Here is a 20,233-nt window from a genome sequence, read left to right as displayed (position 1 = left end):
CCGCCGGACGCGGGGCGGGCCCGGCCCGCCCCGCGCGGTCAGTAGCTGGACCCCAGCGTCCGGGTCGTGTAGGCGCATTCCGTGTAGACGTACCCGGACCGCAGCTTGGCGGTGTCGGAGGCGGGCGTCGCGGTGCTGCCGCCGTGCGGCTTGTGCACGAAGTACGTGGTGCCGACCGGCAGGCTGAGCGTGCGCTGCGGGTAGTGCCGGCCGCTGTCGTCACAGGGCTTGAAACCGGTCATGAGCGTGCTGGAGAGCGAGTACGCCTTGCAGGCGCCGCATCCCTTGAGGGTGAAGCTGCCGGTGACCGGTCCCGTGTACAGGACGGTGACGTCGTCGGGGCTGTCGTTCTTGACCGTGACGGAGATGCTGCCACCGGAGGCGGTGCTGGGCAGCTTCTTCCCCGCGGCCGGCAGGGTCCGGGCCACCTCGGCGCCGATGGCTATCTTCTTGGCGCGCTCCAGGTTCCCGCCGTGCTTGTTGCCGTCGACGTAACCCTCCATCGTCTTCTGCGCCGCGTCGAAGTCGCCGTCCTTGAACTGGTCGACGCCGCAGGAGTACTGCCCGGCGTTCCCGCTGCGGCCCGCCCGGCCGGCGGTCCTGGTGAGGTCGTCCGCCGTGTCCGCCGCGCCGGACGCGCTGCGCGCGAGGTCGGTGATCCGGCCGTTCAGGGTGTTCAACCGCTCCACGGCGGCGCAGGGTTCACCACCGCGGACGCCCTTCTCGGCCTTGCTCACCGCCGCGTCCACCGCGGGCGCCACCCTGGCCGCCGGGGCGGACGACGGGAAGGTGGTCAGCAGGTCGCCGAAGCGCGCGACCCAGTCCGCCTCACCGTCCGTCAGTCCCGCCGAGCCGCACTCGTACAGCGAGGTGGCGAGGCGGTCGTCCGGCCACCGCGCCAGCGAGCCGAGCTGCCGCTTCGGCATGGTGCGGGGCACCGTGCGCAGGTAGGTGAGCGGCTCGACGGCCGCGCAGTAGTCCCGGTGGTCGTAGGCGGCGCCGACCGTCGTGTAGTAGGTCCGCATGCGGTCGGGGACCTGGCCGGCCGCGCGGGAGCCGGGGTGGTTCACCGCGAGGTCGCGGTAGACGTCGAGGGCACTCCGGTAGTCGGAGCGGGCGGTGGCGAAGGAGTGCCGGCCGGCCGCCGTCACCAGGTGGTCGGCCCGTTCGAGACGGTCCAGGAGCGCCTGTTGCACGGCCTCTTCCCTGGCGTCCTGGTACCAGAGGGCGCCGCCCGCCGGTACGGCGAGCAGCAGCACGGCGAGCAGCAGGGCGAGGGGTGCGCCGGCCGGTCCCGTGAGCCGGGTGCGCAGTCCGACGACCGCGCCGTGCACGGCCGCGAGCAGCAGCAGGACACCGTAGAGGACGAGGGCGGGTCCCGGGACGCCGTCCGCGTCGGCGGGCAGGGCGACGAACAGCAGGACCGCGGTCGCCACCCAGCAGGCGGCCATCGGCAGCCATCTGCGGACCAGTGCGTAACCGAGGCCGAGGCCGCTGAGGTTGAGCACCGCGACGGCGGCCGCCCGCAGGCCGTCCGGCGGTGCGGGCGGCGGTGCCTGCGGCATGGGTGGTACGGCGAATCCCGGTCCCGGACCATACGGATTTCCGGACATGGCGGCTCCCCCCGTCAACTGTCCCCACATGTCTGAGGATGGGCAGTGTAAGGCCGCTGGAGCGGGCTCGACAGAGGGGGTCCGGGACGGTGTCCGCCGGGGGCGGCGCAGGGCCGTACCGGGGTACGGCACGGCCCTGCGCCGCGGCCCGTCGCTAGCGGCGCAGGGCCGCCAGGTTGCGGTAGCCGATCGCCGCGTGCTCCAGGGACTGGCCCGGGTTGGTGCCGCTCGGGGCGTTGTCCTGCTCGACCATCGGGTTGTGGTAGTTGCGGTGGCCGACACGGGAGAAGAACGTCGTGTAGTCGATGACGCCGGTGCCGAACGGGACCATGTCGTAGCCCATCCCGTTGGTGTTGTTGACGACGCCGTCCTTGGCGTGGAACAGCGGGTAGCGCTTGTCGTGGCGTTCGACCAGGCCGGCCGGGTCGAAGATGTCGGTCAGTGTGGAGCCGTCGTGGGCGGTGTAGGTACGGAACTTGTACTGGGCCACGTGCGCCCAGAAGATGTCCATCTCCAGCCAGACCAGCTTGGGGTCGGTGATGGACAGGAAGTACTCCAGCTTGCGGATGCCGGAGCTGCGGGTGGGGCGGCCCTGGGCGTCGAGCGGGCCGCCGTCGAGCAGGAAGCCGTAGGCCGCGTCGTGGTTGTGGGTGTAGAGCTTCAGTCCCTCGCGGCGGGCGAGCGCGCCGAGGGCGTGCCACTTGTCGGCGGCAACGTCCCAGTCGGCCTTGTAGGAGCTGCTGGTGGGGTCGCCACCGGTGCCGACGTGGGCCATGCCGAGGATGTTGGCGATCTCCAGGTGCTTCTTGAAGGTGTCCAGGTCGGCGCTGCCGAGCGGCCAGGAGCCGGGGATGAAGCCGTGGTTGCCCTGGGCGCGCAGTCCGTTGTCGTCCAGCCAGCGGCGCAGCAGCCTGGCGCCCTCGACGGATTCCAGGTTCGCGCCGCCGGGGGCGTTGGCGTGCTGGCCGTAGCCGGCGAACTCGACCTGGCGGTAGCCGAACCGGGCCAGTTGCTCGAACACGGCGCGGAAGCCGGAAGGGAGGGAGGTGGTCAGCGGGTCGCGGCCGATCGCGTCTCGCACGGTGTAGAGGATGATGCCGCGCTTGTCCGCGGGCACCAGCGTGTGGCCCTCGCCGGTGTCGGCGGCCGCCTTGGGCGCGGCGTGCACCGGGGCGGCGCCGAGGACGGGCGCGGCGATCGCGCCCGCCGCGACGGCGGTGCAGGTGCTCAGGAAGCCGCGGCGGCCGATGCCGAGGCTGCGGCGCAACTGGTCTTCGGTGTCATGGGTGTTGTTCACGGGTGCCTTCCCTCAGGACGGGTCGCCGGTGCCGAGGCCGGCGAGTTCGAGCAGGAGTGACTTCACGTCGGTGGCCGCGATGCGGTCGCCGACGGCGCGGGGGGTGGAGCACAGGAGGAGCGGACCGTCGTCGTCGCTCGTGGGCAGCCGGCCATGGCTGCCGCGGATGGGTGAGGGGTCCAGGGGGACGACCGCCATGCGGTAGCGCAGCCCGGCCTTCTTGCGGGCGAGGGCGGCGGCGGCCCTGAGCTTCACGTAGGGGTCGAGCGGGTCCATGAACAGCTCGACCGGGTCGTATCCGGGTTTGCGGTGGATCTCGACCAGGCGCGCGAAGTCGGGCGCGCGGTCGTCGTCCAGCCAGTAGTAGTACGTGAACCAGGAGTCCGGTTCCGCGACGGCGACGAGTTCGCCGGCGCGGGGATGGTCCAGGTGGCGGGCCTTCTTGCCCTCGTCGTCGAGGAGTTCGCCGATGCCGGGGAGCTCGTCGAGCGCGGCCCGGGTGGCGGCGAGGTCCTCGGGACGGCGGACGTAGACGTGGGCGATCTGGTGGTCGGCGACGGCGAAGGCGCGTGACGCCATCGGGTCGAGGTACTCCATGCCGTCCTGGGTGTGCACCTCCAGCAGACCGGCGCGGCGCAGGGCCCGGTTGATGTCGACGGGCCGGCTCACCGGGGTGATGCCGTACTCGGACAGGGCGACGACCGTACGGCCCTCCTCCCGGGCGTCGTCCAGCAGCGGGGCCATGGCCGCGTCGAGGTCGGCGGCCGCCCGCAGGGCGCGGGGGTCGTCGGGGCCGTAGCGCTGGAGGTCGTAGTCGAGGTGCGGGAGGTAGCAGAGCGTCAGGTCGGCCCGTCGGGTGCGGATCACGTGCCGGGTGGCGTCGATGATCCAGCGGCTGGAGACCAGGTCGGCGCCGGGCCCCCAGAAGTGGAAGAGCGGGAACGTGCCGAACCTCTCGGTGAGTTCGTCGTGCAGGGCGGGGGGCCGGGTGTAGCAGTCGGGTTCCTTGCGGCCGTCGGCGTAGTAGACCGGGCGCGGGGTGACGGTGATGTCGGTGTCGGCTCCCATCGCGTACCACCAGCAGATGTTGGCGACGGTGTAGCCGGGGTGGGCGCGGCGGGCGGCGTCCCACACCTTGTCCCCGGCGACCAGCCCGTTGTGCTGGCGCCACAGCAGGACGTCGCCGAGTTCGCGGAAGTACCAGCCGTTGCCGACGATGCCGTGCTCGGCGGGCGGGGCGCCGGTGAGGAAGGTGGACTGGGCGGCGCAGGTGACGGCGGGCAGGACGGTACCCAGGTGGGCCCGGGAGCCGGCGGCGGCGAGGGCCTGGAGGTGCGGCATGTGGTGGAGCAGTTTCGGGGTGAGACCGACGACGTCGAGGACGAGCAGTGGGGTGGGCCGGCCGGTCGCGGTCATGGCAGCTCCTTCAGGCCGAGGTCGGTCAGCAGGTCGCGGGCGAGGGCGAGTTCGGCGGCTATGCCGTCGGTGAGCCGGTCGCGGGCGCGGGGGCGCAGCCCGGGCGGGAGCGCCTGCCAGGTGTAGGTCTCGACCTCCAGGTGCCGGGTGAGCGGGCGGGGGCCGCCCACGAGGCGGCCGAGCGCGGTCTTGAGCACGGGGAGGGTGGCGGTCAGGGGTGCCGCCGGGGCCGCGTGCAGCGGGACGTGGAAGTGGGCCCGCCAGGGGGCGCCGGTGGGCAGGGTGTCGCCGCCGAGGGCTTCGTCGAGGTCGTCGGTGCCGTGCCGTCCGGTCTCGGTGACGGTGCGGGTCTGGTGCAGGAAGCGGGGCTCGGCGAAGGCGGCGAGGGTGGTGCGGACGTCCGGCCGGGCGGGGTGTTCGGCGTGCAGCGCGGCGGAGAGCTGGGACTTGACGACGGGTACACCGGCGGCGGCGAGGGCGTCCAGCGCGGCGCGCGGCTCCTCGAAGGAGGTGGCGAGGTGGCAGGTGTCCACGCAGACGCCGATGCGGGGGTGTGCCACGGCGGTGAGCGGGGCCAGGGCGTCGCCGGTGGTCTCCACGGTGCAGCCGGGCTCGGGCTCCAGACCGACCCGGACGGAGCGGCCGGTAAGTTCCGCCAGGGCGTCCAGGCGCTCGGCGAGGGTGAGCAGGGCCTGGTGCCCGGCGCGGGCCCGGTCGGCGGTCCAGGCGGTGCGCCAGCCGAGCGGCAGGGTGGAGATGCTGCCCTCGGTGACGTCGTCGGGCAGCAGCGCGGCGAGGATCCGGGCGAGCGCCGTGGTGTGCGCGAGGCGCTCCGGGTCGGCCCAGTCGGGCCGGTACACGCGGTACTTGACCTCGGCGGCGCCGAACCCCTCGTACGGGAAGCCGTTGAGGGTGACGACCTCCAGGCCGCGCCGGCGCAGTTCGCGGCGCAGGGTGCGCAGGGCGGAGGGGTCGCCGTCCAGGGTGCGGGCGGCGTCGCGGGCGAGCCAGAGGCCGATGCCGAGGCGGTCGCGGCCGAGGCGGCGGCGCACGGGCTCGCAGTGGTCGCGGAGCTGGGCGAGGACGCCGTCCAGGGTCTCCGCGGGGTGGACGTTGGTGCAGTAGGCGAGGTGGACGGTGGTGCCGTCGGGGTGGCGCAGCCGCATCGCGGTCACTCCCCGCCGCGCAGCAGGGAGTTGCCCTCGTGGGTGGCCTCCGGCGGGCGGGTCTCCAGGTCGAGGCGGCCGCTGAGGCCGTAGAAGGCGACGGGGTTGCGCCACAGCACCCGGTCGACCTCGTCCTCGGTGAAGCCCTCGGCGAGCATCAGATCGGCGACCCGGCGGGTCTTCAGCGGGTCGCTCCTGCCCCAGTCGGCGGCGGAGTTCACCAGCACCCGGTCGGGTCCGTACGCCCGCAGGATCGCCACCATCCGGTGCTCGTCCATCTTGGTGTCGGGGTAGACCGAGAAACCCAGCCAGCAGCCGCTGTCCTTGGCCTCCTCGACGGTCGTCTCGTTGAGGTGGTCGACGAGGACCCGGTCGAGGGGCAGGGCGGACTCGCGGACGGCGTCGAGGGTGCGGCGCAGCCCGGCGAGCTTGTCGCGGTGCGGGGTGTGCACCAGGGCGGGCAGACCGTGGTCGGCGGCCAGTTGGAGCTGTGCGGCCAGGGCCTTGTCCTCGGCCGGGGTCATGGAGTCGTAGCCGATCTCACCGACAGCGACGACGTGGTCCTTGACGAGGTAGCGGGGCAGTTCGTCCAGGACGGGCAGACAGCGGGGGTCGTTCGCCTCCTTGGGGTTGAGGGCGAGCGTGCAGTGGTGGGCGATGCCGTACTGGGCGGCGCGGAACGGCTCCCAGCCGAGCAGCGAGTCGAAGTAGTCGAGGAAGGAGGCGGGCGAGGTGCGGGGCTGGCCGAGCCAGAACGAGGGCTCCACGACGGCGCGGACGCCCGCGGCGCGCAAGGCCTCGTAGTCGTCGGTGGTGCGGGAGGTCATGTGGATGTGGGGGTCGAACAGGCGCATCAGGACTCCTCGCGGGGCTGCGCGGCCAGGGTCAGGAGGTGGTGGAGGCCGCTGGGCACGGGCCGGCCGGCGGCGGTGCGTTCGGCCGCGAAGTCGGCCAGCATGCGGGCCAGTTCGGTGTCGCCGCGGGCGCGTTCGTCGAGGCCGGCGACCAGGTCGACGGGGACTCCGGTGAACAGGCACTTGAGGACGGCGTGCCGCCAGGCGTGGGGTTCGAGGTGGCGGGCTCCGTAGGCGCCGAGGGCGGCGGCGACCAGCCGGGTGTCGTTGGTTCGCAGGGCGTCCTCGACCAGCCCGACGGCGCCGGGTCCGGGGACGAGATGGGGCAGGGCGTGCAGGACGGCCCGTCGTTCGGCGGCGGTGCCCTGGTGGTAGACGCGGCTGAGCACGGTCGCGTCGGCGCGGGCCGCGTGCAGGATGAGGACGCGGACGGCGTCGGCGTGCCGGGGGCCGCAGCGGCGGCCGGCTTCCGCGAGGCGCAGCTCCCACACGGAGATCGGCCCGCGCCCGCCGGAATGGGCGGCGGCCTCCTCGAGGGCCCGGTGGAACCAGGCGCGGGCCTCCGGGTCGAGGTGGGTGTCGAGGTGGTCGCGGAGGGCCTCGGGTCCGGTGTCCGCGACGGGCGGGATGTTCATGCGGTGCTCCGTTCTGGCACGGCCGCGGTGTCCGGGCCACCGGTGGCCGCGGCGCGCAGGAACGGCAGGGACGCCTCCGCGTACCGGGGGCCGGCGTGGGAGTGGCGGGGCAGTTCCACGACCGTCAGTCCGCGGTATCCGGTCGATTCGAGGGCGGCGAGGACGGGCGGGAAGCCGATCTCTCCCTCGCCGAACGGGAGGTGCTCGTGGACCGAGCGCCGCATGTCCTCGATCTGGACGTGCCGCAGCCAGGGCGCGGCGGCGCGCACGCAGTCCTCGGGCGGCAGGGGTTCCAGGCACTGGCAGTGGCCGATGTCGAGGGTGAGACCGAGGGCGGGCGGGTCGCCCAGCAGGCCGCGCAGGTGGTGGAAGTCGGCGAGGGTGGCCAGCAGATGGCCGGGCTCGGGTTCGACGGCGAGCGGGACCCCGGCGGCGTCGGCCGCCTCCACGACGGGTGCGAGGGCGGCGGCGAGCCGGAGCCAGGCCGTGGCGCGGTCGCTGCCAGGCGGAACGATTCCGCTGAAGCAGTGCACGGCGTGCGCGCCGAGGTCGGCGGCGACCCGCACCGCGCGCAGCAGCAGGTCCACGCGCCGGAGACGCTCCCGCGGGTCCGGGTCCAGGAGCGAGGGGCCGTGCTTGCGGCGCGGGTCGAGGACGTAGCGGGCACCGGTCTCCACGGTCACCGTGAGCCCCAGTTCGGCGAGGCGGCGGGCGACCTGCCGGGTGCGGTCGGCGAGGCCGGGGGCGAGCGGGTCGAGGTGCATGTGGTCGAGGGTCAGTCCGACACCGTCGTAGCCGAGATCGGCGAGGAGGGCCAGGGCGTCGCCGAGCCGGAGGTCGGTGAGGCCGTTGGTGCCGTAGCCGAAGCGCAGGGCCGATGGCTGGGGGGTCATGCGGGGTTCACCTTCCTGCCGGCCGGGACGTCGGGACGGATGCGCGGGGCGGGGACGCCGGTCGCCCGGGCGTCATGTGAGGCTCACCCGCCTCGCGAACCGGCGGGCCAGGGGGCCGAGGGCCGCCGTGGCGAGGGCGGTCGCGGTGGCTCCGGCGCGGGCGGCGAGGGCGGCCTGCAGCGGAATGGTGGCGCGGATGCCGGCCCCGACCGCGCGCTGGGTGAGCGGCGGCGAGGGGTTGAGTGCGGCGTGCAGGTAGGGGCGGGCGGCGGTCGCGGCGTAGCCGGCGGCGAGGGCGGTGCCGAGGAGGGTGGGCGGGCGCGCCGGCAGTGCCCTCGCCAGCAGCGCCGTCGCGGTCAGGGCCGCGAGCGGGACGAGCGGGGAGCCGGTGCGGGTCTCCTGGCGGGAGACGGCGGTGACGGCGAGGGTGTGGGTGCCGAGCAGTGCGGCCGGGGCCAGCGCCGGGCGGACGCGGCCGGTGGTGGCTGCGGCCCCGAGCAGCAGGTCGAGGCCGCGGGCGGCGGCCATCGCGCCCGGGCCGGCGGGGGTGCGCTTCAGGCCGAGGTCGTACGACCAGACGGTGGCCGCGAGCGGCACGGCGACCGTCAGCGCGGGGCGGCCCGCGCGGGCGGCCAGCGCGAGACCGGCGGCCGTGAGCGCGCAGGCCGCGGTGAGGGCCGCGGCGGGGCGGACCCGGCCCGACGGGAGGGGCCGGTGCGGGCGTTCGACGGCGTCCTCCGCCCGGTCCGCCCAGTCGTTGAGCGCCATCCCGGCCTCGTACAGACACAGTGAGCAGCCGACGGTGAGCAGCGCGCGCCGGCCGGGCCGCCCGGCCGCGGCGGCGGCTCCGGCGAGCGCGTCCCCCGGAACGGTGAACAGCGCGGGCAGCCGCAGCAGTTCGGCCCAGGCCTTCAGTCGGCCGGAAGGGCCGGGAGGGGGTGTGGTGGCCGAGGGGGGACGGGAGCCGGCGGAGTCCCCCGGCACCGCGACCGGGCCGGCCGCGCCGGTCCCTCCGGCCGCGACCGCTCGGGTGCGCCCGTCCTCCGGCCCGTCCCCGGCCCGACGGCGCCGGGCGGCGGTGACCGGGGCCGCTACCGCGGCCGGGCGGGCCCGCGTGGCGGACAGCGTCCGCGGTTCCGGTGCCGCGGCCGATCCAGGCAACCGGATCACTCGCCCTCCCCGAGCCGCGCGGCGAACCGCACCAGTTCCGCGTACTGCTCCGCCAGTGCCGCCGGGGCGCTGCCGACCGGGTCCTTGAAGAAGAAGGCCAGTTCGGCGAGGGGTCCGGTCAGGCCGCGCTCGTGGGCGCGGGCCGTGAGACGGGCCAGGTCGAGGACGAGGGGTGCGGCGAGGGCCGAGTCGCAGCCCTGCCAGATCGTCTGAAGGATCATGCGGGTGCCGAGGAAGCCGTCGAAGGCGATGTGGTCCCAGGCGGTCTTCCAGTCGCCGAGCGCCGGCACGTCGTCGATGTGGACCTCGCCCTCGGGGGTGCCGCCCAGGGTGTCGGTGAGGACGCGTTCCTTGCCCGCGTTCTTGGCCGCGGCGGCGGCCGGGTCGGCCAGCGAGGCGCCGTCGCCGCCGCCGAGCAGGTTGGTGCCGGACCAGGCCCGGACGTCCAGTGCCCGCTGGGCGAACATGGGGCCGAGGACGGAGCGCAGCAGGGTCTGGCCGGTCTTGCCGTCCCGGCCCGCGTACGGCACCGCGCTCGACGCGGCGAGCGGGGCGAGAGACGGGTGGTGCAGGCCGGCCGACGGGGTGAAGTTGACGTAGGGGCAGCCGGCGCGCAGGGCGGCCGCCGCGTACAGGGAGCTGGGCGGCAGGTGCGGTCCGGCCGGGACCGGTTCCGTGGAGGCGACGTTCACGACGACCGCGCGGGCCAGCCCGCGCCGTCGTACGAAGTCCTGGATGTCGGCGGCGAACGCGGTGATCAGCCCGTCCTCGTCCCGGGTGTCGCCGGGCAGCGGGCCGCCGGGCCTGATCTCCCGTTCGGCCTCGTCGAGTTCGGCCTCGACGGCGGCGGGCAGTCCGGGCGGGAGGACGCCGCCCGCGGCCAGTTCCTCGGCGCGCTTGGGCAGCGGGCAGTCCGTGGTGTCGTGGCCGCCGAAGACCAGGGACGACCACGCGGGCAGGCCGCTGCCGGCGAAGGCGGGCGCCTCGGTGACCAGACCGGTGGGCGCGCGCAGGCCGGCCGTCACGGCGGCGCATCCGGCGACGACGGTGGTGGCGACCGAACCCCGGGCCCCGACGAGCCAGACGCCGGTGCGAGGGGGGCGGGAGAGGGACGCGGACATGAGCAGCCTCCTTGTCCAGGGCATGAACTCCCCGTGAGGGAAGGGAAGGTGACGGCGGGCGGGAGTCCGGCGTCTCCCGCCCGCCGCCGTTCAGTGGCCCTTGCCGGGCAGTTCCTTGATCCGGACGTCACGGAAGGACACCTGGTCGCCGGCCCCGTGGTTCTGCAGGCCGATGTGTCCGTCGGTGAGGCTCCGGGCCGGGTCGGTGTTGGTGAAATCGTTGATCTTCACGCCGTTGAGCCAGATCCGCAGGCGTTCGCCCTGGACCCGGATCTCGTACGTGTTCCACTCGCCCGGCGGGTTCAGCGCGCGGTCGCGCTTCTTCAGGTCGGCGGACTTGAAGCCGTAGACGGACCCCGTGGTCTTCTCGGGCACGTCGGTGGCGTCGATCTGGATCTCGTAACCGTTGTCCACGGCCGACCACGGGTCGTCCGAGGGCGGGAAGCCCACGAAGACACCGGAGTTGTCGTCGCCGGCCGTCTTCCAGTCGAGCTTCAGCGAGTACGAGCCGAAGCTTCTGCCCGCGTACCAGAGCAGGCCCATCCCGCCGGTCGAGGTGAGCGTGCCGTCGGCGGAGAGGGTGAAGGAGCCGGGGCCGGCCTGCTTCCAGCCGTCCAGGGAGGCGGAGGTGCCGTCGAACAGCCGGCTGTATCCGTTCTCCGGGCGGCAGTCCGCCCGCACGTCACCGATCGCGTACCGCAGCCCGCCCAGCAGGTGGGCGCGGAACGCCGGGTCGGTGTACGACTCCTTCGTGTGGCCGCCCCCGGTGTAGAAGGCGCGGCCGCCCTGGTACTCCTGGCACCAGGCGATGGGGTGGTCCCCCGCCATGGCGCCGCCGGAGTACGACGCCTCGTCGAGCGAGGCGAGGACGTGCGCACGCTCGCGGGGGTTGGAGCGGTAGTTGTACCACTCGTCGGTGCGCTCCCAGGTACGCCCGAGGTGCGCTGTGGCCGGGTGGGCCCGGTCCTCGACGTTCACGGTGGCGGGCTGGATCGCCGGGTGGTTCTGGAACCAGGCGCCCGCGAGGCCGCCGTAGAACGCCCAGTCGTACTCGGTGTCGGCGGCGGCGTGGACGCCGACGTAGCCTCCGCCGTGCCGGATGTACCCCTCGAACGCCTCCTGCTGGGCGGCGTCGAGGACGTCGCCGGTGGTCGACATGAACACCACGGCGTCGTAGCGGCTGAGGTTCTTGCCGGTGAAGGCCCCGGCGTCCTCGGTGGCGTCGACGGTGAAGCCGTTCGCCGCGCCGAGCTGCCTGACGGCCGTGATGCCCTCGGGGATCGAGTCGTGCCGGAAGCCGGCGGTCTTGGAGAAGACCAGGACACGCTTGGCGTGGGCCGGGTCCGACACGGCGGGTGCGGTCACGCAGCCGAGGAGCAGGGCGGCGCCGAGCGCCGCGGTGGTGATCCTGCCAGTTGGTCGCACGGTGTGTCCTCCTCTCAGCCGGTGGTGAAGGTGAAGTCGTCGACGTCGAACAGGGCGCCGCTGCCGCCCTTGAAGACGAGGTAGAGCGTGGTGCTGCCGCGCGGTGCGCGGGACAGCGCGGCGGTGACGTCCTGATAGGTGTCCCAGCCGCCGGTCACGGGGACGGTGGCCTTGCCGAGCAGGGTGCCGGTGGCGGATCCGGCGCGGACCTCGAGGGTGCCGCCGGCCCCGGCGGAGGCGACGCGCGCGGTGATCTTCTTGGCGTCGGAGAGGGCGTACGGGGTGAAGGCGATCCAGTCGCCGTTGTGGATGTCGCCGACGGTCTTGGCGCCGTGAGCGCTGGTCCGGGCGGTCACCGTGACGCCGGAGGAGGTGCTGAAGTGCTCGGCCTGGCGGTGCCGGGGCTGCAGGACGCTGCGGGCGTGCGTGGTGAGCGCGTCCTGGCCGCCGCCTCCGCCGTCGGTGTACTGGGCGTCGAGGACACCGAAGATGTTCGCGTCCTCGTCGTGTCCGCCGTCGGCACTGGTCTGGATGGTGCCGGAGCAGCCCTGTGCGGAGGTCAGCGGGTGGCCGTGGGTGTCGTGGCCGAGGATGAAGTTGACGGTGACCTTGGAGCAGTCGACCGCCTTGCCGTCCTCGGGGTCGGTGACCTTCACCTTGAACGGCACGGCGTCACCGAAGCTGAACAGCTGCCCGTCCTGCGGGAGTTCCAGGGTGACCTTGGGCGCGGTGTTGCCGACGACCACCTGGACGCTCGCGCTGCCGGTGCGGCCGGTGGTGTCCTTGGCGGTCACCGTGGCGGTGTAGGTGCCGTTCTTCTTGTACTTGTGCGTGGGGTCGGCGGCCGACGAGGTGGCTCCGTCGCCGAAGTCCCAGCTGTAGGTGAGCGCGTCGCCGTCCTGGTCGCTGGAGCCGGCCGAGGAGAAGGCCACCTTCAGCGGCGCCTGTCCCGAGGTGCGGTCGGCCGCGGCCTGGGCCACCGGGGAGTGCCCGTCGGTGGCGTTCTCGATGCGGAACAGGCCTGAGTTGTCGTCGCCGCCGAACCAGGAGGTGCCGTAGTCGAGCACGTAGAGGGCGCCGTCGGGGCCGAACGCCATGTCCATCACCTGGGTGCCGCTCCAGGGGACGTCGTTGATCGACTGGACCTTGCCGTCGGCGTCGCTGGTGATGCGCTTGATCCAGCGGCGGCCGAACTCACCGGCGAAGAAGTCGCCGTCGTAGGCCTCGGGGAACTTCACGGGTGAGTCGAGCGTGGCGTCGTAGTGGTAGACCGGGCCGCCCATCGGGGACTCGGAGCCGGTGCCGAACTCCGGAACGGACGGGCCGTCGTACGGGATCCAGGCCGGCTGGGCCGGGGGCAGGTCGGTGAGACCGGTGTTGTGCGGCGAGTCGTTCTTCGGTGCCGAGCAGTCGAACGTGGCGCCGGACGCCTTCGTCGCGAAGTCGTAGTCGACGTAAGGGTCGTTGGCGCCGGTGCAGTACGGCCAGCCGAAGTTGCCGGGCTTGGTGACGCGGGCGAACTCGACCTGGCCGGCCGGGCCGCGGCTGGGGTTGGCGGCGCCGGCGTCGGGGCCGTAGTCGCCGACGTAGAGGATGCCGGTCTTCTTGTCGACGCTGAACCGGAAGGGGTTGCGGAAGCCCATCGCGTAGATCTCGGGCCGCGTCTTGTCCGTCCCGGGCGCGAACAGGTTGCCGTCGGGGATGGAGTAGGAGCCGTCGGCGTTGACCTTGATGCGCAGGATCTTGCCGCGCAGGTCGTTGGTGTTGCCCGAGGTGCGCTGGGCGTCGAAGCCGGGGTTGCGGTCGGCGCGCTCGTCCAGCGGGCTGTAGCCGTCGGACTGGAAGGGGTTGGAGTCGTCGCCGGTCGACAGGTACAGGTTGCCGGCCGCGTCGAAGTCGATGTCACCGCCGACGTGGCAGCACAGGCCACGGGTGGTCTTGACGTCGAGGATCTCCTTCTCGCTGGCCTTGTCGAGGATGCCGTCGCTCTTCAGCACGAAGCGGGAGAGGCGGTTGACGCCGTCGAAGGGCGCGAAGTCGGCCGCCGTCCCGGTCTCGGGGGCGTCGCCGGCCGGAGTGTCCAGCGGGGGTGCGTAGTAGAGGTAGATGAAGCGGTTGTCGGCGAAGTCCGGGTCGACGCCCACGCCTTGGAGGCCCTCCTCGTCGTGGGAGTACACGTCGAGCTTGCCGGCGATCCTGGTGTTGCCGGCCGCGTCGGTGAGGCGGAGCTCGCCGTCGCGGGAGGTGTGCAGGACCGAGCGGTCGGGGAGGACGGCGAGCGACATCGGCTCGCCGACCTCGGCCTCGCCCTTGGCGAGGGTGACCTGCTGGAAGTCCTCGGCCGCCGCGGTGGTGTCCTGGCCGGTGACGGCTGCGCCGGCCTGGGGGGTGGTCAGGGTCAGGGTGGCGCCGGCGAGCAGGGCGCCGCTCAGCAGCGCGACCGCCTTGCGCAGACGTGTTCTGTGGGTTCCGGTGCGGTTGGTGCGATCGTTCCCGTGCACGAAATGCCTCCAGAAGGGGCTGGTTGTACGGGCGGGTGCGAGCGCCGGGATGCGCCGTCATCCCGGAGTTGCGAACTGACCTCTACGTGCGGGTCAGTTGGAGAAGGCCGCGTCGAAGGAGGCCGACGGCGGCTCGAAGTCATGGGCCCTGAGGCGGGCCAGGGCCTCGGGGGCGCCCTGCAGCCGGTCCATGCCGGCGTCCTCCCATTCGACGGAGACGGGGCCCCGGTAGTCGATGGAGCGCAGCATGCGGAAGACGTCCTCCCAGGGCACGTCCCCGTGCCCGGCGGACACGAAGTCCCAGCCGCGGCGCGGGTCGCCCCAGGGCAGGTGGGAGCCGAGCCGGCCGTTGCGGCCGTCGAGCCGCTTGCGGGCCTCCTTGCAGTCCACATGGTAGATGCGGTCGCGGAAGTCCCACAGGAAGCCGACCGGGTCGAGGTCCTGCCAGACGAAGTGGGAGGGGTCGAAGTTCAGCCCGAAGGCGGGGCGGTGGCCGATCGCCTCCAGCGCGCGGTGGGTCGTCCAGTAGTCGTAGGCGATCTCGCTCGGGTGGACCTCGTGGGCGAACCGCACGCCCTCGGCGTCGAAGACGTCGAGGATCGGGTTCCAGCGCTCCGCGAAGTCCTCGTAGCCCCGTTCGATCATCGATTCGGGGGCGGGCGGGAACATGGCGACGAGGTGCCAGATCGCGGAGCCGGTGAAGCCGATGACGGTGTCGACCCCGAAGGCGGCAGCGGCGCGGGCGGTGTCCCGCATCCGGTCGGCCGCGCGCCGCCGCACCCCCTCGGGGTCGCCGTCGCCCCACACCGCGGCGGGCAGGATGGCCCGGTGGCGCTCGTCGATGATGGCGTCGCAGACGGCCTGGCCGACGAGGTGGTTGGACACGGCCCAGCACTTCAGGCCGTACTTGTCGAGAAGCTGGTGGCGGGAGGCCAGGTAGGCGGGGTCGGACAGGGCCTTGTCCACCTCGAAGTGGTCGCCCCAGCAGGCGAGTTCGAGGCCGTCGTAGCCGAAGTCGCGGGCGAGCCGGCAGACCTCCTCCAGGGGCAGGTCGGCCCACTGGCCGGTGAACAGGGTGAACGGGCGCGGCATGGGCGGGCCTCCTCAGTCCGCGACGGACGTGTAGACGGAGTTCTTCTCGGCGCTCTCCTCGACCGCGGCCAGCACGCGCTGCACCTGCAGTCCGTCGGCGAAGGAAGGCTCGGGGCTGCGGCCCTCGGCGATGGCGTGGACGAGGTCGCGGACCTGGTGGACGAAGGTGTGCTCGTAGCCGAGTCCGTGGCCCGGCGGCCACCAGGCCTGCAGGTAGGGGTGTTCGGGTTCGGTGACGAGGATGCGGCGGAAGCCGGCCTCGGCGCCCGGTTCGGTGGCGTCGTGGAACCACAGCTCGTTGAGGCGTTCCAGGTCGAAGGACAACGAGCCCTTTTCCCCGTTGAGTTCGATGCGCAGGGCGTTCTTCCGGCCGGTGGCGTAGCGGGTGGCCTCGAAGGAGGCCAGGGCGCCGGAGGTGAACCGGCCGGTGAACAGGGCGGCGTCGTCGACGGTGACCGCGCCGGTGCCGGCCGCCGGCATCGCCGTCAGGCCGCTGCCCGCGCCGCCGGGCAGCGGCCGCTCCCGGACGAAGGTCTCGGTCAGGGCGGACACCCCGGCGAGCCGCTCCCCCGCCAGGTACTGCGCGAGGTCCACGATGTGCGCGCCGAGGTCGCCCAGGGAACCGGAGCCGGCCAGTTCCCTGCGCAGCCGCCAGGTCAGCGGGAACTGGGGGTCCACCAGCCAGTCCTGGAGGTAGGTCACCCGCACATGGCGCAGGGTGCCGATCCTGCCGCCGGCGACCATGCGCCGGGCGAGCGCGGTGGCGGGCACCCGGCGGTAGTTGAAGCCGACCATCGCCACCCGGCCGCGGGCCTGGGCCTCCTCGGCCGCGGCCGTCATGGTCTCGGCCTCCGCCACGGTGTTCGCGAGCGGCTTCTCGCAGAGCACGTGCTTGCCGGCGGCGAGCGCGGCCAGCGCGATCTCGGCGTGGCTGTCGCCGGGGGTGCAGATGTCGACCAGGTCGATGTCGTCCCGGGCGATCAGCGCACGCCAGTCGGTCTCCACCGCCGCCCAGCCGTGCCGGCCGGCCGCCGCGCGGGCCGCGGCCTCGTCGCGGCCGCAGATCACGGCCCGGACGGGCCGCAGGGGCAGGTCGAAGACCCGGCCCGCGGTGCGCCAGCCCTGCGAGTGGGCGGCGCCCATGAACGCGTAGCCGACCATGCCGACGCGCAGCGGGGGTTTCCCCTCCGGCGGGTCCCCGGCCGGGGCCGCCGGCTCCGTCGACTGCTGCGGCTGTTCCATGCGCTCGTCCTCCTCTTCGTGGTGGCGCGGTGGGGGGTGCGGGCGAGGACCCGGAGGCCCCGGGCTCACCGGAAGCCGGTGGGCATGTACTGGTCGACGTTGTCCTTGTCCACGACGGCCGAGTAGAGCGTGATCGAGGCGGGGATCTCGTACTCGGCGAGGCCGCCGACGCCCTTGCCCTGGCCGAGGGCGCGGGCGAGGTCGATCGCGGAGGCGGCCATGGTCGGCGGGTAGAGGACGGTGGCCTTGAGTACACCGTTGTCCTGCTTGATGGCCTGGAAGGCGGAGAGCGCGCCGGCCCCGCCGACCATCAGGAAGCCGTCCCGGCCGGCCTGCTCGATGGCGCGCAGCGCGCCCACGCCCTGGTCGTCGTCGTGGTTCCACAGGGCGTCGAACTCGGACTGGGCCTGCAGGAGCTGGGCCATCTTGGACTGCCCGGACTCGACGGTGAAGTCGGCCGCCTGCCGGGCCACCTTCTTGATGTTGGGGTAGTTCTTCAGGGCGTCGTCGAACCCCTGGGTGCGCTGCTTGGTCAGCTCCAGGTTGTCCAGGCCGGCCAGCTCGATCACCCGGGCGTTCGGCTTGTCCTTGAGCTTCTCGCCGATGTAGTTCCCGGCGCTCAGGCCCATGCCGTAGTTGTCGCCGCCGATCCAGCAGCGGTACGCCTGGGCGGAGTTGAAGATGCGGTCGAGGTTGACGACCGGGATGCCGGCGCGCATCGCCTTCAGGCCGACCTGGGTGAGGGCCTTGCCGTCGGCGGGCAGCACGACCAGGACGTCGACCTTCTTGTTGATGAGGGTCTCGATCTGGCCGATCTGCTGGGCGGTGTCGTTGGAGCCCTCGGTGATCTCCAGGGCGACGTCGGAGTACTTCTTCGCCCGGCTCTTGGCGTTGTCGTTGATGGCGTTGAGCCAGCCGTGGTCGGCCTGGGGGCCGGCGAAGCCGATGGTGACGTGCTTGCCGGGCTTGTCGTCGGCGGCCGGGCGGGTGTCGGCGGCCGCGCTCTCGTCCTTGGTGTCGTTGCTGGTGCAGGCCGTGAGGAAGGCGCCGGCGGAGACCGCCGCGGTCCCGAAGAGGAGTCCTCTGCGGCTGGTGCGGCCGTTCGTGGTGGGGCTGGTGTGCTCTGGCATGGCGGTGGACCCTTCCTCAGCTCGTTCTCGCGGTGCGGCGCTGGACCAGGACGGCGGCGACGATGATCGCGCCCTTGGCGATCTGCTGGACGTCGCTCTGGAGGTTGTTCAGGGCGAAGATGTTGGTGATCGTGGTGAAGATCAGGACGCCGAGCACGGAGCCGGTGATGGTGCCGCGGCCGCCGCTGAGCAGGGTGCCGCCGATGATCGCGGCGGCGATGGCGTCGAGTTCGTAGAGGTTGCCGTTGGTGTTCTGGCCGGAGCCGGAGAGCACGATCAGCAGGAAGGCGGCGATGCCGCAGCACAGCCCGGACAGCAGGTACAGGTAGAGGCGCTGCCGGCGGACGTCGATGCCGGCGAGCCGCGCGGCCTCGGCGTTGCCGCCGACGGCGACGGTGCGGCGGCCGAAGGTGGTGCGGTTCAGCAGCAGCCAGCCGGCGATGGTGACCAGCGCGAAGACCAGCACGAGCGGCGGGACGCCCAGGACATAGGAGTCGCGCTCGCCGAGCTTCAGGACGCCGTCGACGGTGACGACCTGGGTGCGGCCGTCGGTGATCTGCAGGGCGAGGCCGCGCGCCGAGGCGAGCATGGCGAGGGTGGCGATGAACGGGACCATGCCGCCGTAGGCGACCAGCAGCCCGTTGACCAGTCCGCAGCCGAGGCCCACGACCAGCGCGGTGAAGAGAATGCCGGTGAAACCGTACTCCTGGGTGGCGACGGTGGTGGCCCACACCGAGGCGAGGGCGACGATCGCGCCGACGGAGAGGTCGATGCCGCCGGCGGTGATGACGAAAGTCATGCCGACGGTGACCACGCCGATCACCGAAGCCTGGGTGAGGACGAGTTGGAGGTTGCGGGTGTCCAGGAACTCGTCGGGTCTGGTGACGCCGCCGATGACGACGAGGGCGGCGAGCACGCCGAGCAGGGACAGGGTGCGCACGTCGGCGCGGGCCGGCAGGCCGCGCCAGGCGGGGAGCCGGCCGGCCGACGGCGGCTTGCCGGTGGTGTCCCGGGGCGGGGAGACGGGCTGCGTCATGACGCCGGGCTTCCTTCCATGACGAGGTCGAGGACCTGGTGTTCGTCGAGTTCCTGGGCGGGTGCCGTGTGCACGACCCGGCCCTCGCGGAGCACCAGGACGCGGTCGGCGAGGCCGAGGACCTCGGGCACCTCGCTGGAGACGAGGAGCACGGCGAGGCCTTCGTCGGCCAGGCGGCGGACGACGGCGTACAGTTCGGCGCGGGCGCCCACGTCGACGCCGCGGGTGGGTTCGTCCAGCAGCAGCACCCGGCAGCCGCGCAGCAGCCAGCGGGCGAGGACCGCCTTCTGCTGGTTGCCGCCGGACAGGGTGCGCACGGGCACGTCCGGGTTGTCGGGCCGCAGCGACAGCTCGCGGGTGGCGGCGTGTGCGGCGCCCCGCTCGGCTCCTCGGTCGACCCAGCCGGCCCGGGAGAAGCGGGAGAGGGTGGAGACGGACACGTTGCGGGTGACGGACTCCAGCATCAGCAGCGCCTGCGCCTTGCGTTCCTCGGGGGCCAGCCCGAGCCCGGCCCGTACGGCGGCGCGCACACTGCCGGTCCGCAACGGCTTGCCGCCGACCAGGACTTGGCCCGCGCTGGGTCTGCGTGCCCCGTAGACCGTTTCCAGGATCTCGGAGCGCCCGGATCCGACCAGCCCGGCCAGGCCGACGATCTCTCCCGGCCGTACGTCGAGGTCGAGCGGCGCGAACTCGCCGTCCCGGGCCAGCCGGCGGATCCGCAGCACGGGCTCGCCGGCGGGTGGCGCCGCGGGCCGGGCGGGGAACACGTACTCGACGTCGCGTCCGGTCATCAGGGCGACGACGTCCCTGGTCGGGGTGGTCCTGGCGGGCAGTCCGCGGGCCACGGCCCGGCCGTCCTTGAGGACGGTCACCCGGTCGCCGATGCGCCGGATCTCCTCCAGGCGGTGCGAGATGTGGACGACGGCGACGCCTTCGGCGGTGAGGTTCCCGACGATCCGGAAGAGGTTGTCGACCTCGTCGGGGTCGAGCGCGGCGGACGGCTCGTCCATCACGATGAGCCGCACGTCGTGGGAGAGCGCCCGGGCCATGGAGACGATCTGCTGCTGGGCCGCCGACAGGTCCCCGACCAGGCGGCCCGGATCGATCTCGGGATGTCCGAGGCGCCCCAGCAGCGCGCTCGTCGAGGTACGGGCGGTCTTCCCGCGTACGACGAACCCGGCGGCCGTCGGCTCGTGGCCGAGGTGGACGTTCTCGGCCACCGACATGTGCTCCACCAGGTCGAGTTCCTGGTAGATGGTGGCGATGCCGAGGCGCATGGCGGCGATCGGCGAGCGCAGGGTGACGGGTTCGCCGCGCCAGTGGATGGTGCCGCCGTCCGGCTGGTGGGCGCCGGCCAGGACCTTGATGAGGGTGGACTTCCCGGCGCCGTTCTGGCCGAGGAGGCAGTGCACTTCTCCCGCCTGGACGTCGAGGTCGACGCCGTCCAGGGCGCGGACGCCGGGGAACGACTTGGTGATGCCGGTCATGCTGAGCAGCGGTGCTTCTGGTGCCATCGGATTCCCCTCGGCGGTCGTGCGGGCCGGTGTCAGGGCGTGCCGCGCCTGCTGCCGGGCGCGGTGCCGGGCAGACGTCGTTCGGGCAGGGCTGGGCGCTGTCGGTGCGGGTGTGGGTGGAGACGGCA

Annotated in this window: 16 protein-coding genes; all 16 read right to left on the bottom strand. The window is 73.2% G+C overall.

Annotated features, from left to right (window positions below; genetic code table 11):
- Window positions 1–38 precede the first annotated feature (38 nt).
- The gene (locus tag AB0924_RS25005) at window positions 39–1,565 is read right to left on the bottom strand and encodes a hypothetical protein (RefSeq protein WP_366912569.1); all 1,527 of its coding nucleotides are present in this window, start codon (window positions 1,563–1,565) and stop codon (window positions 39–41) included.
- Window positions 1,566–1,767: 202 nt separating this feature from the next.
- Window positions 1,768–2,910 carry a sugar phosphate isomerase/epimerase family protein gene (locus AB0924_RS25000; protein ID WP_366912568.1) on the bottom strand — a complete coding sequence of 381 codons (1,143 nt, stop codon included), beginning with the start codon at window positions 2,908–2,910 and terminating at the stop codon, window positions 1,768–1,770.
- A 12-nt stretch (window positions 2,911–2,922) separates the two neighbouring features.
- The gene (locus AB0924_RS24995; protein ID WP_366912567.1) at window positions 2,923–4,326 is read right to left on the bottom strand and encodes a nucleotide pyrophosphatase/phosphodiesterase family protein; all 1,404 of its coding nucleotides are present in this window, start codon (window positions 4,324–4,326) and stop codon (window positions 2,923–2,925) included.
- A complete protein-coding gene (gene eboE, locus AB0924_RS24990) occupies window positions 4,323–5,492 on the bottom strand; it encodes a metabolite traffic protein EboE (protein WP_366912566.1) in 1,170 nt (389 codons plus the stop codon). The genes AB0924_RS24995 and eboE overlap by 4 nt, the downstream gene beginning before the upstream one ends.
- Window positions 5,493–5,497: 5 nt before the next feature.
- Window positions 5,498–6,346 (bottom strand): TatD family hydrolase, encoded by an 849-nt coding sequence (locus tag AB0924_RS24985; protein WP_366912565.1) that lies wholly within the window; start codon window positions 6,344–6,346, stop codon window positions 5,498–5,500.
- Window positions 6,346–6,981, bottom strand: a complete 636-nt coding sequence (locus AB0924_RS24980) for an EboA domain-containing protein (RefSeq protein ID WP_358932657.1) — start codon at window positions 6,979–6,981, stop codon at window positions 6,346–6,348. The genes AB0924_RS24985 and AB0924_RS24980 overlap by 1 nt, the downstream gene beginning before the upstream one ends.
- On the bottom strand, window positions 6,978–7,874 hold the full coding sequence (locus AB0924_RS24975) for a sugar phosphate isomerase/epimerase family protein (protein ID WP_366912564.1): 897 nt from the start codon (window positions 7,872–7,874) through the stop codon (window positions 6,978–6,980). The genes AB0924_RS24980 and AB0924_RS24975 overlap by 4 nt, the downstream gene beginning before the upstream one ends.
- A gap of 72 nt (window positions 7,875–7,946) precedes the next feature.
- Window positions 7,947–8,789: an SCO3242 family prenyltransferase gene (locus tag AB0924_RS24970; RefSeq protein WP_366912591.1), complete on the bottom strand. Its 843-nt coding sequence runs from the start codon at window positions 8,787–8,789 to the stop codon at window positions 7,947–7,949.
- Between the two features lie 251 nt (window positions 8,790–9,040).
- Window positions 9,041–10,165, bottom strand: coding sequence for an inositol-3-phosphate synthase (locus AB0924_RS24965; protein WP_366912563.1), 1,125 nt, complete (start codon window positions 10,163–10,165; stop codon window positions 9,041–9,043).
- A gap of 90 nt (window positions 10,166–10,255) precedes the next feature.
- Window positions 10,256–11,590, bottom strand: a complete 1,335-nt coding sequence (locus tag AB0924_RS24960) for a ThuA domain-containing protein (RefSeq protein ID WP_366912561.1) — start codon at window positions 11,588–11,590, stop codon at window positions 10,256–10,258.
- 14 nt (window positions 11,591–11,604) lie between these two features.
- Window positions 11,605–14,091, bottom strand: a complete 2,487-nt coding sequence (locus AB0924_RS24955) for a PQQ-dependent sugar dehydrogenase (RefSeq protein WP_366912560.1) — start codon at window positions 14,089–14,091, stop codon at window positions 11,605–11,607.
- Window positions 14,092–14,184: 93 nt separating this feature from the next.
- Window positions 14,185–15,183, bottom strand: a complete 999-nt coding sequence (locus AB0924_RS24950) for a sugar phosphate isomerase/epimerase family protein (protein ID WP_358932667.1) — start codon at window positions 15,181–15,183, stop codon at window positions 14,185–14,187.
- Between the two features lie 12 nt (window positions 15,184–15,195).
- Window positions 15,196–16,425, bottom strand: coding sequence for a Gfo/Idh/MocA family oxidoreductase (locus AB0924_RS24945; RefSeq protein WP_358932669.1), 1,230 nt, complete (start codon window positions 16,423–16,425; stop codon window positions 15,196–15,198).
- A 65-nt stretch (window positions 16,426–16,490) separates the two neighbouring features.
- A complete protein-coding gene (locus AB0924_RS24940; RefSeq protein ID WP_366912559.1) occupies window positions 16,491–17,555 on the bottom strand; it encodes a substrate-binding domain-containing protein in 1,065 nt (354 codons plus the stop codon).
- Between the two features lie 16 nt (window positions 17,556–17,571).
- A complete protein-coding gene (locus tag AB0924_RS24935) occupies window positions 17,572–18,591 on the bottom strand; it encodes an ABC transporter permease (RefSeq protein WP_358932674.1) in 1,020 nt (339 codons plus the stop codon).
- On the bottom strand, window positions 18,588–20,105 hold the full coding sequence (locus AB0924_RS24930; protein ID WP_366912558.1) for a sugar ABC transporter ATP-binding protein: 1,518 nt from the start codon (window positions 20,103–20,105) through the stop codon (window positions 18,588–18,590). The genes AB0924_RS24935 and AB0924_RS24930 overlap by 4 nt, the downstream gene beginning before the upstream one ends.
- Window positions 20,106–20,233 lie beyond the last annotated feature (128 nt).

The sequence above is a fragment of the Streptomyces sp. NPDC047869 genome (assembly GCF_040704065.1).
In the GTDB taxonomy this organism is placed as follows: domain Bacteria; phylum Actinomycetota; class Actinomycetes; order Streptomycetales; family Streptomycetaceae; genus Streptomyces.
Note: the sequence above shows the minus strand (reverse complement) of the source record. Positions and strands in the feature narration are given on the sequence as shown.

What these genes read in the sequence shown, in the direction of transcription:
- AB0924_RS24950 (WP_358932667.1), bottom strand. Translation starts at nt 15,183, where the DNA reads ATGCCGCGCCCGTTCACCCTGTTCACCGGCCAGTGGGCCGACCTGCCC.
- AB0924_RS24935 (WP_358932674.1), bottom strand. Translation starts at nt 18,591, where the DNA reads ATGACGCAGCCCGTCTCCCCGCCCCGGGACACCACCGGCAAGCCGCCG.
- AB0924_RS24985 (WP_366912565.1), bottom strand. Translation starts at nt 6,346, where the DNA reads ATGCGCCTGTTCGACCCCCACATCCACATGACCTCCCGCACCACCGAC.
- AB0924_RS24940 (WP_366912559.1), bottom strand. Translation starts at nt 17,555, where the DNA reads ATGCCAGAGCACACCAGCCCCACCACGAACGGCCGCACCAGCCGCAGA.
- AB0924_RS25005 (WP_366912569.1), bottom strand. Translation starts at nt 1,565, where the DNA reads ATGCCGCAGGCACCGCCGCCCGCACCGCCGGACGGCCTGCGGGCGGCC.
- AB0924_RS24945 (WP_358932669.1), bottom strand. Translation starts at nt 16,425, where the DNA reads ATGGAACAGCCGCAGCAGTCGACGGAGCCGGCGGCCCCGGCCGGGGAC.
- AB0924_RS24995 (WP_366912567.1), bottom strand. Translation starts at nt 4,326, where the DNA reads ATGACCGCGACCGGCCGGCCCACCCCACTGCTCGTCCTCGACGTCGTC.
- eboE (WP_366912566.1), bottom strand. Translation starts at nt 5,492, where the DNA reads ATGCGGCTGCGCCACCCCGACGGCACCACCGTCCACCTCGCCTACTGC.
- AB0924_RS24930 (WP_366912558.1), bottom strand. Translation starts at nt 20,105, where the DNA reads ATGGCACCAGAAGCACCGCTGCTCAGCATGACCGGCATCACCAAGTCG.
- AB0924_RS24980 (WP_358932657.1), bottom strand. Translation starts at nt 6,981, where the DNA reads ATGAACATCCCGCCCGTCGCGGACACCGGACCCGAGGCCCTCCGCGAC.
- AB0924_RS24965 (WP_366912563.1), bottom strand. Translation starts at nt 10,165, where the DNA reads ATGTCCGCGTCCCTCTCCCGCCCCCCTCGCACCGGCGTCTGGCTCGTC.
- AB0924_RS24975 (WP_366912564.1), bottom strand. Translation starts at nt 7,874, where the DNA reads ATGACCCCCCAGCCATCGGCCCTGCGCTTCGGCTACGGCACCAACGGC.